The sequence below is a fragment of the Neobacillus sp. PS3-34 genome, from assembly GCF_030915465.1.
In the GTDB taxonomy this organism is placed as follows: domain Bacteria; phylum Bacillota; class Bacilli; order Bacillales; family Cytobacillaceae; genus Neobacillus_A.
Map to the genome: position 1 here is coordinate 1,780,193 of NZ_CP133267.1, position 12,805 is coordinate 1,792,997.

15 protein-coding genes and 2 pseudogenes are annotated in these 12,805 nt (G+C 37.4%); 6 read left to right on the forward strand and 11 right to left on the reverse strand.

What is annotated here, in order from left to right:
• Window positions 1-159: 159 nt before the first annotated feature.
• Complete coding sequence (locus RCG23_RS09130; RefSeq protein ID WP_308179438.1) at window positions 160-1,383, reverse strand: cation:proton antiporter; 1,224 nt, start codon at window positions 1,381-1,383, stop codon at window positions 160-162.
• A 184-nt stretch (window positions 1,384-1,567) separates the two neighbouring features.
• Here RCG23_RS09130 and RCG23_RS09135 point away from each other — a divergent pair, with 184 nt between their 5' ends.
• Complete coding sequence (locus RCG23_RS09135) at window positions 1,568-1,768, forward strand: ChaB family protein (RefSeq protein WP_308179439.1); 201 nt, start codon at window positions 1,568-1,570, stop codon at window positions 1,766-1,768.
• 144 nt (window positions 1,769-1,912) lie between these two features.
• Here the strand turns inward: RCG23_RS09135 and RCG23_RS09140 are convergent, their stop codons facing one another.
• The 3 genes from RCG23_RS09140 to RCG23_RS09150 form a co-directional block, all read right to left on the reverse strand.
• The gene (locus tag RCG23_RS09140; protein ID WP_308179440.1) at window positions 1,913-2,113 is read right to left on the reverse strand and encodes a hypothetical protein; all 201 of its coding nucleotides are present in this window, start codon (window positions 2,111-2,113) and stop codon (window positions 1,913-1,915) included.
• Between the two features lie 175 nt (window positions 2,114-2,288).
• A complete protein-coding gene (locus tag RCG23_RS09145) occupies window positions 2,289-2,846 on the reverse strand; it encodes a DUF3231 family protein (protein ID WP_308179441.1) in 558 nt (185 codons plus the stop codon).
• A 171-nt stretch (window positions 2,847-3,017) separates the two neighbouring features.
• A complete protein-coding gene (locus tag RCG23_RS09150; RefSeq protein ID WP_308179442.1) occupies window positions 3,018-3,509 on the reverse strand; it encodes a GNAT family N-acetyltransferase in 492 nt (163 codons plus the stop codon).
• Between the two features lie 243 nt (window positions 3,510-3,752).
• Between RCG23_RS09150 and RCG23_RS09155 the strand changes: the two genes are divergently transcribed.
• Window positions 3,753-4,190 (forward strand): GyrI-like domain-containing protein, encoded by a 438-nt coding sequence (locus RCG23_RS09155; RefSeq protein WP_308179443.1) that lies wholly within the window; start codon window positions 3,753-3,755, stop codon window positions 4,188-4,190.
• A gap of 36 nt (window positions 4,191-4,226) precedes the next feature.
• Entirely contained in the window at window positions 4,227-4,418 is a 192-nt protein-coding gene (locus RCG23_RS09160) for a hypothetical protein (protein ID WP_308179444.1), read from the forward strand.
• A 66-nt stretch (window positions 4,419-4,484) separates the two neighbouring features.
• Here the strand turns inward: RCG23_RS09160 and RCG23_RS09165 are convergent, their stop codons facing one another.
• From RCG23_RS09165 to RCG23_RS09180, 4 genes are all read right to left on the reverse strand, one after another.
• Window positions 4,485-5,522 (reverse strand): tetratricopeptide repeat protein, encoded by a 1,038-nt coding sequence (locus RCG23_RS09165; RefSeq protein ID WP_308179445.1) that lies wholly within the window; start codon window positions 5,520-5,522, stop codon window positions 4,485-4,487.
• 32 nt (window positions 5,523-5,554) lie between these two features.
• Window positions 5,555-5,977, reverse strand: coding sequence for an NUDIX hydrolase (locus RCG23_RS09170; RefSeq protein WP_308179446.1), 423 nt, complete (start codon window positions 5,975-5,977; stop codon window positions 5,555-5,557).
• A 95-nt stretch (window positions 5,978-6,072) separates the two neighbouring features.
• Complete coding sequence (locus tag RCG23_RS09175; protein ID WP_308179447.1) at window positions 6,073-6,633, reverse strand: glycerol-3-phosphate acyltransferase; 561 nt, start codon at window positions 6,631-6,633, stop codon at window positions 6,073-6,075.
• A gap of 140 nt (window positions 6,634-6,773) precedes the next feature.
• The gene (locus RCG23_RS09180) at window positions 6,774-7,481 is read right to left on the reverse strand and encodes a DNA alkylation repair protein (protein ID WP_308179448.1); all 708 of its coding nucleotides are present in this window, start codon (window positions 7,479-7,481) and stop codon (window positions 6,774-6,776) included.
• A gap of 141 nt (window positions 7,482-7,622) precedes the next feature.
• On the opposite strand from RCG23_RS09180, the gene RCG23_RS09185 reads away from it, so the two are divergent.
• Together RCG23_RS09185 and RCG23_RS09190 are read left to right on the forward strand one after the other, a co-directional pair.
• Window positions 7,623-7,976: a hypothetical protein gene (locus tag RCG23_RS09185; protein ID WP_308179449.1), complete on the forward strand. Its 354-nt coding sequence runs from the start codon at window positions 7,623-7,625 to the stop codon at window positions 7,974-7,976.
• Window positions 7,977-8,288: 312 nt separating this feature from the next.
• Window positions 8,289-9,531: pseudogene (locus RCG23_RS09190) on the forward strand (MFS transporter).
• 325 nt (window positions 9,532-9,856) lie between these two features.
• Here RCG23_RS09190 and RCG23_RS09195 read toward each other — a convergent pair.
• The 3 genes from RCG23_RS09195 to RCG23_RS09205 all read right to left on the reverse strand — a co-directional run bounded on the left by RCG23_RS09195 (window position 9,857) and on the right by RCG23_RS09205 (window position 11,459).
• Window positions 9,857-10,633, reverse strand: a complete 777-nt coding sequence (locus RCG23_RS09195) for a TerC family protein (RefSeq protein WP_308179450.1) — start codon at window positions 10,631-10,633, stop codon at window positions 9,857-9,859.
• A 284-nt stretch (window positions 10,634-10,917) separates the two neighbouring features.
• On the reverse strand, window positions 10,918-11,307 hold the full coding sequence (locus RCG23_RS09200) for a sporulation protein (RefSeq protein ID WP_308179451.1): 390 nt from the start codon (window positions 11,305-11,307) through the stop codon (window positions 10,918-10,920).
• Entirely contained in the window at window positions 11,304-11,459 is a 156-nt protein-coding gene (locus RCG23_RS09205) for an FbpB family small basic protein (protein WP_308179452.1), read from the reverse strand. Before RCG23_RS09205 ends, RCG23_RS09200 begins: the two co-directional genes overlap by 4 nt.
• A gap of 399 nt (window positions 11,460-11,858) precedes the next feature.
• Between RCG23_RS09205 and RCG23_RS09210 the strand changes: the two are divergent.
• Window positions 11,859-12,796 (forward strand): annotated as a pseudogene (locus tag RCG23_RS09210) (ketopantoate reductase family protein).
• Window positions 12,797-12,805 lie beyond the last annotated feature (9 nt).

Below are 12,805 nucleotides of genomic sequence, written 5' to 3' on the forward strand. Positions count from 1 at the left end.
CTTTTAATTAATAATATTTTTATAAAACAAAAAACTCGCTCCTCCTACTGACAATACATCTTCATAAAACTATGTCATGATAGGATAAAAACCAATTCAATCAAACGTTTGATTAAGAAAAAAATACTTTTTTGCTATATCGATTCAGGCGTAAATCACCTATTTTCCTTCTTCTTTAATCAGACCTAATTTTAAGATTAAAGGTTTTACTGTGAGACCTTGCACCAGTAAAGAGAAAACAACAACGCTAAAGGTCAAAATCAATAAAATTCCTCTTCCTTCAAACGAGGACGGCAAACTTAATGCCAAAGCGATCGAGAGACTACCCTTTAATCCTCCCCAGTTAAGTATGATTTTCCATCTGCTAGGGATTTTTCTGCTAAATACCGTGCTTGCATACACAGCAATCGTCCTGGCAACCAGGACAATAAGAAGTGCAGCAATGATAACAAACCATTTATCTGGAATGATAATATGTTTGATTTCCAAGCCAATCATAAGAAAGATTAAACTATTCGCTATTTCGGTAATTGTATCCATGAACGAATTAATATTCCGGTGTGTTTTCTCGCTCATGCCAACTTTTTTCCCGTAGCTGCCATAAATAAGCCCTGCCACTACAACTGCAATTACACCTGAGATGTGAAAGTGCTCGGCAATAAAATAGCATCCAAAAAACATCAAAAGTGTGAAGGCGATTTCGATTGGAAAATCATCAAACAGTCGTATAATTTGTGAAAAAATATATCCCAGCAATGCTCCCAAAATCAGTCCCCCAATAGAAAACTGCAGGAACAGCAATAAGCCGCTCCCTATTCCTGGAATCCCTGATTCTATATAGGTTAAGAGATAAACGGAGGAAATTTTAAATAAAACAACTGCAACACCATCATTAAAAAGCGATTCAGTCTCCATTACGGTAAGCAATTTTTTAGATACCCCAAGAGATTTGAAAATGGATACGACACTGATTGGATCCGTTGCACTCATTAAAGCGGCAAAAGTAAACGCTAATAAGAGCGGTAGGTGAAGAAAATAATAAACCGAAAAACCGATGATGACAAAGGTTAACAATGTCCCTACAAAAGCTAACGACAACGAAGAACGCCGATATTCAATAAAATGACTTACGTCCATTTTCAATGTCGCATCGCCTAGCAATATAGGTAGGAAAAGCGAAACGATAATCGCATGGAAAACTTCTGAATTCGTAATAAAATTTTCCGAAGCCTCAAAAAAAGGAATATTCGTTATGCCGAGCAATAAACCAACCAGGACAAGCGCAATTGAAGATTGCTGCTTCAGCAGTTTGGCCACACCAATTACAAAAATGGAGATTGCTAACAAAATTAATATTTGTATAAATACTCCCTGAAAATCCAAAGACTTCACCTCAAATAATCATCTATAATGACCATTACATTATTTTTGTCTATTTTAACTTAAAATATATAAATTTCTTATACCACTTATCAGCACGATAACTCTAAAGCAGAAAGAACGTTTAAAACGATTGGTATAAGGAAATAAACAAAAAAAACATATAAACTTAAAGGAGGATTTTAAAATGCCTTATCATTCATTAACCGAACTTCCAGATGCAGTAAAAGATAATTTGCCGCATCATGCTCAAGAGATTTTTAAAGAAGCCTTTAACTCTGCCAACGAAGAATATAAAGATGAAGAAACAGCATTTAAAGTAGCTTGGAGTGCTGTAAAAAAGAAATATGAAAAAAACAGCCATGATAAATGGGTAAAAAAAGATTAGGAATACTCTTCAATAAGCGCAAAACCAAATTATAACTGGCATATTTTGTCAGTTTTTTTTATGAAAGGCTGTTTTCTAAAAGAAACGCCAATAAAAAAGCAAATCCCGAAGGACCTGCTGTCAAATCATTCAAAATTCAATTTTTTATTTAATCGAATCGGCCTTTAAAGAGACAGCAAGCGGTTTACTTTCTAAACAATATTCCATCAATGTGATCTTGCCTTCATATTCTAAATGTTTAGCCAATGCGATGATTTCTTCGCCCTCTTCTCTGGAGGATATTGAAGTTATTCTTGTATTACCATCATTATTCGTGATTCGATTTAAAAGCTCTTCTTTTTTCATCTCCATCACTCCTAATAAAGTAATTACCATTCTAATACCCTCTAAGAACAAAGAATACTCCTATTTATAAAAAGTATTTAATTTATTCTAAATATTCACTCTAATAAAAGGAACTATTTTACTTTTCAACTCAGATTCCTTTACTAGACCGTTAGCCACTGCACCATAAAAATATTTATATAGAATCTGCATTAGGATTACCTGGTGGATTATATTTTGGTGGTACTCTTAGCCAGCCCCTTTTTTTCATTATATTTTTTAATGGGGCTGCATATTTCATTAAATGCACTTGTATTTGAAAGAACATCAATCCTACATCAGTCCGAACACTTTGGGACAATGACTGAGCACAAAAAGTTATAGAAGCTGCAATTTTTACTGCAATGAGATTGGCAATTTCATCATCAGTTAATTTAACACCCTCCGGAACTGCATCTGGGTTAGATTTCGGTTTTTTTGAATTTATTAAAGGTAAGGGAATCCCTTCACTAATCATGAATTTAGCAATCATTTCAGAATCAGCTTGACTGCCTTCTAATACACGTTGAATTACATGCCTTAACTCGGGATCTGTTGTCATATTTAATCCTACTTCGTATAACGAATGTGCTTCATGAAAAGCTGTAAATGCAGTCCACAAGCTCATTGTTTCACCTACATGTAATAATGGCTTGGGTTCGTCATCAACAAAATTATACAGCATTGCTGTTATTGCCTCTATAATACTCGCCATAATTCCACCTCATCATTCTTATTAAATTTATTATGGCGCAATTTATGTCAATCAATGTATTTTATGGAGACTCACCTAATTTGAAATAATCCCCTTACTAGAGTAAAAGGGAATTATTTCATTTGAAAAATTCAGCTTAATAGCAGTAACTCTATGAAAATTAGAGAAGATTTAAAGCACCCTATCCAAATCAAAATGGAATATCAATTCCTCCCCATAATCGCCATCAAACCTTAGTCCTTTATCCATAAATCCAGCCTTCTTATACAAATGAATCGCAGGTAGGTTGGTATGATGAACCGTTAAAATAATTTCATCTTTATCAGGGAAATTTATTTTTATTATTTCAGGCAATCGATTAAAGGTTTGAAGTGCATATCCCCTATTTTGGTAGCGTGAATCGATTGAGAATGATTTAAGAATAATAGCATTCTCATTACCTGTATAATAGTTACCTTCCTTGTTCGTATATAAGGCAAAACAGCCAATCAAATCATCATCCAAGAATATGATAAAGGGCAGGTTGAATTTATCCTTCTTAAATACCTCTAAAACATCTATTGGTAGAGATGTATAAATCGCCTGTTCTTTAGGTAAACAGTATTCGGTGATAGCCGAATAATCGTTTTCAACATAACGTCTTATTACTAATCCACTTTCCATAGTATCCATTCTCCCACTTCATCAATCATATTAAGTTATGCATCTAACCCATCGGTAACGAAAAAAAATTCTGCCTAAAACTAGTTGAACTCTTTCAGCACGAAAACAGAGATATACCGATTAAGCTGATTTAATGTAAATAATACAATGTATTAGTTGATTGAATTTTTGACAAGTTCTGTAAACTTTATTTAGTATTATATAAGAGAATTAACTATCAGACAATAAAGGAAGGTTATAGAAATGGAACTAGTAAGCAAGCCCTCTTTCAATGTGATCGGAAAGAAAGTAAGTTGCACCTGGGATAAGCTAGGCATTGAGATGCCCGAAGCTTGGAAGGAAGTTATACTAAGAAAAAACGAAATAAAAAATCGCATATCACCCTATATTCTCGATGTTTGCCTCCATGTGAAAAATGGAGAATTCACTCAATTAATAGGCTGTGAAGTATCTGAACTTGCTGATATACCAACTGGTTTTGACGGGAAGTTAATACCTGAACAAAAATATGTTTATACAAAACATACCGGTTCAGTAATGGAAATAGCCACTGCATTTGGTGAAATGATTGAATGGGCAAAAGAAAACAATCTAACCATAGACCCTGAAGATTTTAAAATCCAGTTTACCCCTGAAGAAAATGAAGCTGAGGGTTACGATTTATATTTTAAGGTACTGTAGAAATGATAAAATTTTAGTGATAGTTCAAAAAGGATATTGTTTTTTAAAGGGCGCCACGAAACACTTGCAGCCATCAAAGAACAGCAGGCAAAGCTTTTCGGAAAAGTGTATTCTCATATTACTTACAAGCAGTGGGGAAATGGAGCAGCAGTTATGGAGCATTTGGCCGAAGCAGAAGAAGATTTCATGAAACTTCTGCTTGAAACAAAGGAGCATATTTCTCTCTAAGGAAATATTTTTCAAACAAAAAGGACCCATATGGTCCTTTTTGTCCTAATAAGCTGATTTTTATCTTCAAGCCTGTTCATGATAGTGAGAATGATTGTGCCGACGGCATCCGAATAAATAACATGCATGTTCTATATTTGGTTCATATTCCAGCACCTGCCGTTTTCCCTCAAATATTTCTTTTTTTGTACTTCTTAAGTAATCAATATCCTGCCTTAATTCACCTATGTATTCTTCTTTTCTTCCCGGTTCCCAGTCATCATCATCTTCAAATGTTTCCTCTATTTCCTGTTCTTTATGCTGAATGAGTGACTCTAAAAGCTGGTCAATCTTTTTTACTTCTCCAAGCTTCGAAAGAGAATAAAGATATGGAGGCAGCCAGTCCACTTGATAGTGGGCTAAGTTTAATTTTGAATACACAGAAACAAATTCATTAAACTCATCCGTCAGATAATAAATAAACGCTATTTGGTCCTCTATACGATCAAATCTGTCTTCCAATTTTTCGTTTTCAATTAATAATTCCTTTGCAATTTTTAAAGCTTCATCTCTCCCACCTAATTTTGCTATACAAATCCCATAGCCGAGTAAGGGATGTAAACTGAGATTATCCTTTCTTCTTGCCGAATATGCCTTCTTAAAGCTCCCGGCCGCTTCTTTTAGCATTGATTTTTTATAATAACAAACTCCAAGATTATTTAAATTTTCTATAGTGGGCTGAATGGAAATCGCCATTAATAATAACTCAATTGCTCTTTTATAGTTTCCATTCGATGTATAGATTTCTCCTAATAAGTTATAAGGGAAATAAGATGAAGGCTTAAGTTCAATAGCTCGTTCTAAAACTTCAATTGCTTTCTTTTCTTCATATTTCCAGTGACCATCATCAGTTGGTTCACCTTCAGTGTAATAAAAGTACCCTAGATTATTTAACGACTGAATGTTCGGCTTAATTTTCACAGCTCGTTTAAATTGCAGCAATGCTCCTTCGTAATCTCTACTCTCCATTAAAGCAATAGCAAAGTCATTAATTAAATTAGTATTATTAGACTCTTGCTTTAACCGTATTTTCATTTCATCGGCAAGCCCTTCAAATTCTTCCATCAGGCTCTCTCCTTTTTCAACTATACATTTCCCTATTTTCTTATGGCCTCAGCTGCTTGTAAACTTTCTTTTAACCAGATTGGCGATTTGGGATGAGAAAAAATTTCATCAGCAGACATCCAATAGACGGAGTCAACTTCATCAGGGCTTTTTGCATAAGGTTCACCGCCATCAAATTCACATAGAAAAACAATATCAATCACTTCTCTTCCATCATCTAAAACAAACGATGTGCTTCTGACAAATTTTATTGTGTCCTTAATTGTTATCCCTACTTCTTCATCCAGCTCTCTTTTTAAGGTTCTTTCCAAAATATCCTTGGAATTACCCTCATGATCTACTGTGCCGCCAACAAGAGAAAGCATGCCGCCTGCGTGCTCTTCCTTCAAACTGCGTCCAATCACCAGCCACTTATCCTCTTTAAATACAGCCCCTTCTACATTTACATAGAACATTTGCAGTTCTCCTTGCTCCAGGATTTTTTTCTATATAAGAGTAATAATACCATCCAGTATTTACGTAGCTTTGTGAAATGTATTATTTGCCCTTCTTATAAAGCCTCTCCTTTATATCCTCTGTATGTACTACTAAAATGATCATAATCAGCATGATCGTAAGAAGAATTGCCGCTGCCGGATGGCCTACGAAAATAAAAGACGACAGGAATCATGATAAAGGCGCCCAGCCCTGCCATGGTAAAACTTTTTGTAAATGGATAAAAAAGTCCAAACCCGCCAATCAGCACCAGGGCTGTAACCGGCTGAAACGCAAGCATCCCGCCGATGAACGGCCAAATGCCCATCCCGCCCCGGAATTTAAATAAAACAGGTTTTATATGACCAATAAGAACTGCAGCCAGTCCGAGCAGGAGGATATTAGCACTAAACTCGAGGTACCTTCCAGCTAAAACGGCAAGTGCCGCTTTTAAAGCATCACCAAGAAAAGTCAGCACAAAAGCCATTTTCCCATGGATGCGTCCTGCGTTCCTTGCCCCTGGATTGCCGCTCCCCTCTGCGCGAATATCCTTTTTGCCCAAAAGCTTAATCACAAAATAGCCAGTTATAAAATTCCCAATAAAATAAGCTGCTATTAAATACAAAAAGATGGCCATGTTAACCTCACCGTTTCAAAATAATTTTCTTTTTTGTATTCGTCAGGAAGCACGTTTTCACCTTCATCCTGCCAAGAAGGATTTTATCAAGAATAAAGGAATACTATAAAATCTAACTCTGGAGGTCTAAGATTAAGCTTTCAGCAAATGCACGTTTTTTTCTTTAATCCTATTTTTGATTTTGCTTCCATTTTTCTTATGTAGTCAGCTGCAAGCGGAACTTTGCATGCGGTGTTGCCCACATCAACATTGACCTTCCCTATCTGCTCAGCAATTCTCACTGCTTCGTCATGCAGATCTATCACATATCCCCCAACACAGATGACAAAAGTATTCATTACATACCGAACACGGTTTTTCTCATTGTGAATGCTTGATTCCACCTGATGTAAGAGCGCCTCGATTTCGTTCATGTCGAGCTCTTCATCCGGCGTGATCGTAATGTAATTCGCGTAAGTGCTCCAGCCGCATGTTGCAACCATCTCATTTTTCGAATTCATCCACTCCCTGGCCAACTCAAGTGCATAATGGCTCTCCGCTGCCACTCCAGCCACTGTATATTCGGCAAGCATGTACCAGTATGCTTTCTTTACCCAATCCTGAAGCGTCTCCTTAGTCACAAGCTTCGGATTAATAGAGAGCCCCGCCAAATACATGGCATCATGGTTGCCAGACTGATAAAGTGCAAGCGCCAATTCATGATCCTTTTTCACATGCTTGACAAGTTTTTTCAAGTCACCGACCTTTACACCAAAAAATGAATGATTTGCTCCATGCCGGATAAAGGTTTTTTTCGTTTGCTCAGAACCTAACTCTTCTAGACTTTTCATAATTTCCTCATATGTCATGATTTGCCCCCTGCAATCCTTTTCTTTCATTATAAGGAAAAAATGGTGGTAAAAATACTCTGCTCATAAATTGAAGTTTAAAGTATTTTTATAATGGAATTAGTAGTAATGGAGTTAATCTTAATAATTGGAGGCGTGCTTATGTATTTAGATAGTTTTGTAAATCAAAAGATTCAGTTAAAGCTTAAGAATTTTCCTGAAGAGCTGACGGGTTCCATTACTGGCATTTTCCAGCCCGAAGAATGGTATTTAGTAAAACTCATTAATACAGAGAATATGGGTATATGGGTTGAAAATCCCTGTTACAAAAGAGTGAAGGTTGAGGAAGAAGACGGGACAGTCATACCGGATGAGCATCAAAAGGAAGAGACTTGTACAACCAACCTCCTATTGCGATGGGAATATATCAGCTCAATCCTTACTTTCCCGAACGAAATCACAGTTGGCGTGGACAAAAAAGCAAAATTAATTGGCTTTCAGCCTGATGAAGATTAACTGGCAAGCAAATGTTTGAAAACAAATTTTAGTGAAAATAACCGGTAGAATCCTATTTCACTAAATTATTTCAACATTCAGTTGATTCTTAGTGACGTATCAAGTAGTATGTAAATACGAACAAATGAAAGGGTGACCTTAAAGCCAATGATTCACTAAACCTTTCTAAGAAACGATTCGTATAAAACGAAAATATTTCTGGGTAGGATTAGTGCTGGCTTTTTATATAAAAGGACAAAAGTACATGGTGTACTATGCCTTTATATGCTTGCATTGCCTCCTATCCAGTTTAATGGATAAGGAGGTTTTTTTATGACGAATACAAATTCCAACATCTCAATGGGGGAATTGTTCCGTAATCGAGTGATTCGGACCATCCTGCTGTCGACGCTGTTTCTCCAAATCGGCATATGGGTTCGCAATTACTCCATTTTGCTTTATGTGATTGAGAAAACGAACGAAGACCCGGTAGCGGTATCACTCATTTCAGTTGCCGAGTTTGCACCGATCTTTCTTTTTTCGTTTATCGGGGGTACATTCGCTGACAGGTGGAGACCAAAACGTACGATGATCTGGTGTGATTTTCTTAGTGCCGTTTCCATTTTTGTCGTTCTGTTAACCCTTTTTTTGGGGAGCTGGAAGGTCATTTTCTTCGCAACACTTGTTTCATCCATCCTTTCACAGTTCTCACAGCCATCCGGTATGAAACTGTTTAAGCTCCATGTAAGGGAAGAACTTGTTCAGATGGGTATGTCTATGTACCAGACGCTTTTTGCCGTATTTATGATTCTTGGACCAATTATCGGCACTTTTGTTTATCAGCACTACGGCATCGGCGTAGCCATTGCCATTATGGGCATTGCCTTTTTACTCTCTGCTGCCATTCTAATGATGCTTCCGCCTGACATAGAAGCTGATGAGAATACAGCGGGAACGACCATCATGCAAGAAATGAAGGAAGGATTTCTCTATGTTTGGAATAGCCGTGCGCTGACCTTGCTTGGCGGCTGTTTTGCTGCTGCTGGTTTGGCATTGGGACTAACACAGCCACTTTCAGTTTTCCTCATTACTGAGCAGCTTGGTTTACCGAAAGAGCAGTTGCAATGGCTCATGGCAGCCTTTGGAGCTGGGATGATATTAGGTGGAAGGCCTTACAATCGGGATTGCGAAGAAAACTCCTCCCCAAATTCTTCTCGCTATTGGTATGACCGTTAATGCAATTGGGTTGTTTGTGATGGGCGTATCCGAACAGCTTTGGCTGACACTCACTGTGCAGTTTATCAGTGGTTTGTTTATGCCATGCATTCACATCGGCATTAATACGATGATTTTGCAGAATACCGAAGCTGCTTTCATTGGCCGAGTCAATGGTATACTAAACCCTATATTTATGGGGACGATGGTCATAACCATGAGTGCAAGCGGCTGGCTGAAAAAAACCTTCTCGCTTTTAGCAATGTACGAAATCGCATCATTGTTATTTATTATTGGTGTACTTACCCTTGTTCCTCTATTCAAACGCTCCATCACAATGGAAAAGAGGGAAGAAGTATAGATTGAATGAAAACAGCCTGGTGTTTTGAACCAGGCTGTTTTTTTCATTATGGAAGGTGCTTCAAAACTAATCAAACGTTTGATTAAATCCAGTTGAAGCCTTGGCATATATGACTTTTGCATTTATGGATTTTGATGAAGGTGATTTTTTATTTATCTCGGTGATTACGGTTTTATCTCTCTTTTTTCCTATTTATTTCGCGGGCTTTTCCATTTATCTCGCGGGTTTAAGCATTTATCTCGCGGATTTTCTTTATTTTCTCGCCTAGATTTATCTTTTTCTCGTGAGTTTCTCACTTTTTCTCGCGCGCGACCTCCATTTTTTTCTAATGCCCATCTGCAGTAATTTCCTCTTTATCCCTTGACAAGAACCAGCCGCCCAATGCAATTAGAATCAGAACGGCATAGAAGGTGATTTTCCAACCTAGAGAGTGTGCAAAATCCTCCGAAAGAACACCAAGAGCTTGATGCGACAGCGTATAAACTGATAATTTCACACCTACCCAGCCCACAATCATAAAAGCGGCAATTTCCAGTCCGGGTTTTGTTTGAAGCAATTTCACAAAGAAATTAGCAGCAAATCGCATAATAATAACTCCGATCAATCCCCCTGCAAAAATAACAAGAAATTTCGCACCGTCCAGCCCTCCGATTTGTGGCAAATTAGTATTTGGCAGTACAACCGCCAGTGCAACCGCGGCCAGAATGGAGTCTACAGCAAAAGCGATATCAGCAATCTCGATCTTAAGGACAGTCAGCCAAAAGCCAGACTTCTTCTTTGGTTCATCCTCCATTTCCTTATCGTATACTTTCTTAACAACAAGCTTTCTAAAAATGTGGTTAGTTGCCATAAATAAAAGATATAGCGCCCCAATTGCTTGTACCTGCCACACATCAACGAGATACGAGATTGCGAACAGTGACCCGAAGCGAAATATAAATGCCCAGACTAGCCCATAAAACAAAGCCTTTTTCCTGGCTTCTTCAGGTAAATGCTTTACCATAATGGCTAAAACCAGCGCATTATCTGCAGCTAAAAGCCCCTCAATCGCAATTAATAACAATAATACCCATCCGTACTCAAACAAAATTGATAATTCCATATAAATTGTATCCTCCTTTTTTTATAAAATACTTTCCTTCTAAGTTCTGAAAAATAATCCCTGTATAGTTAATACGATACTATTTTGAAAACGGGGAGGGTTTTTCACCTCTAAAGTAGTTGAACTCATTAACTGTGTTTCCATAATAGTTAATAGAGTAATAGCCAGAAACAGGCGACGTACATTAATTGATTTCAAAAACAATCAATTCTCCTTATAAAGTTATTTCTTTAGGTAGAAGCCGATTTTCACATTCCAAGTCTTCCTTTCCCCAAAAAATTAATTTACTGAACAATTTGAATGATATCCAAGTCACGGCTTTCTACCCCTTTATTAAAGGTGAGCCATGTAACGAACTGATACGATATTTTATCTGTTGAAGCTGCTAGAGAATCAGGAAGCTGAAAAGTAAAGCCGATTTTATTCAGTTTCTCTGATTCGATCAGGGATGTAGATAAAATAGCAACTGTATCGATGACTGTCTCTTTATCCAAGATTTGATCCTTCATGACCAAATTACAGTCAATGCGCTTAATTTGCTGTTCGATTGTACCTCCTTTAATTAAAAAATATCCGCTGACTGACTCTCCCGGCCGATAGATTTCCTTTTCAAGAATTAAATCGATTTGAGCTGAACCTATTCCTAATAGTGACATGTATTTTCTCAGTATCATTTAGTTCCCTCCAGGACCTTATTGGCCGACAAATATTTGTTATCAATTCGCCTTTCAATCTTTTCAAGCTCCGCTGCATTCTTCAGCAGCTCTTCTTTGTTCTTCCTCATTAACTCCGAAAATGAAATTCTCTTATTGGTTCTGTTTCTCATATCTGTATCTCTCCTTTTGTTTTAACAGCATTTCCACAGTTCCCATGTGCAAAAGGGCAAATAAAAAGCCTTTACCGGTGTGCGGTAAAGGCTCTAAAAGACAAATAAAGACCTTTACCCATGGGTAAAGGTCTTGCTAACAACGGTCATGTTGCCAACAAAGCCGGGAGCGAACTCCGTAATGACGACCTTGTTGTAAAAGCTACTCCCCTTTAGGAGAAATGCTATTCAACTAATTAATGCAATTATAATATCATTCTCAAAAAATGTCAATCATCATCAACAATATGGATGTCACTCGTTTTTAAATAAAGGCTTCTTCAAGTGCCTGTCCCCAATTTTATAATATAATATTAATAATACAGAAAGCCAAAAAGATTCTAGAGGAGGTCATACATAATGAGAATGTTGATTGTTGGAGCAGGTGCAATAGGCGGATATTTCGGAGGGCGTTTGTTAGAAAAAGGCGCGGATGTTACATTTCTAGTCAGAGATAAACGCAGAGAGCAGCTAGATCAGAATGGATTAATGATTGAGAGCATCCACGGGAACATGAAATTCCAGCCAAAGACACTGGTCTCAGGTGAGGCAGCCGAGCCATTCGAACTCATCTTATTAGCAACCAAGTCTTATCATTTACAAGCTGCGATTGAAAGCATTCGGCCATATGCCGGGAAAAACACCATGATTCTTCCTCTTTTAAACGGTATTGCCCATCTAAATCTTTTAACAGATGCCTTTGGACAAGGAAACGTAATTGGCGGCTTATGTTTTATCGAAACAACTTTAGATGAAAATGGGAAAGTCATTCAGACAAGCCCTATACATGAATTAGTATTTGGGGAGCTAAATGGAGTAAAAACTGCAAGGATCAAGAAGCTTAAGCAAGTGTTCAGCGGGACAAACGCTTCCTTCCGCCTTTCCGAATACATCCTGCAGGATTTATGGCATAAATACTTATTCATTAGTACTCTTAGCGGAGTTACTTCCCTCTTTCGCTCGCCTATTGGCCTATCCGGGAAGATGAATTTGGCTTACAAACAATTAAAGCTGTCCTTCAAGAAGCATCAAAAATAATGAGGAACCATGGAGCGCCAATCGCTGACAGCATTGAGGATGTTCAATTAAACAAGATGATGGATATGGGCTACACGATGAAGTCCTCGCTGCAAAGAGACATGGAAAAAGGACTGCCGACAGAAGCGGATCATTTCTTTGGCTATCTGCTGAATATCGCGAGGAACAATGATTTACAAACACCAGCCCTGGATGCGATATATGGCAATTTAAAAATATATGATGCTAATCTAAAATCTATAAAATTTGGCAAACATTAAAATATAAGC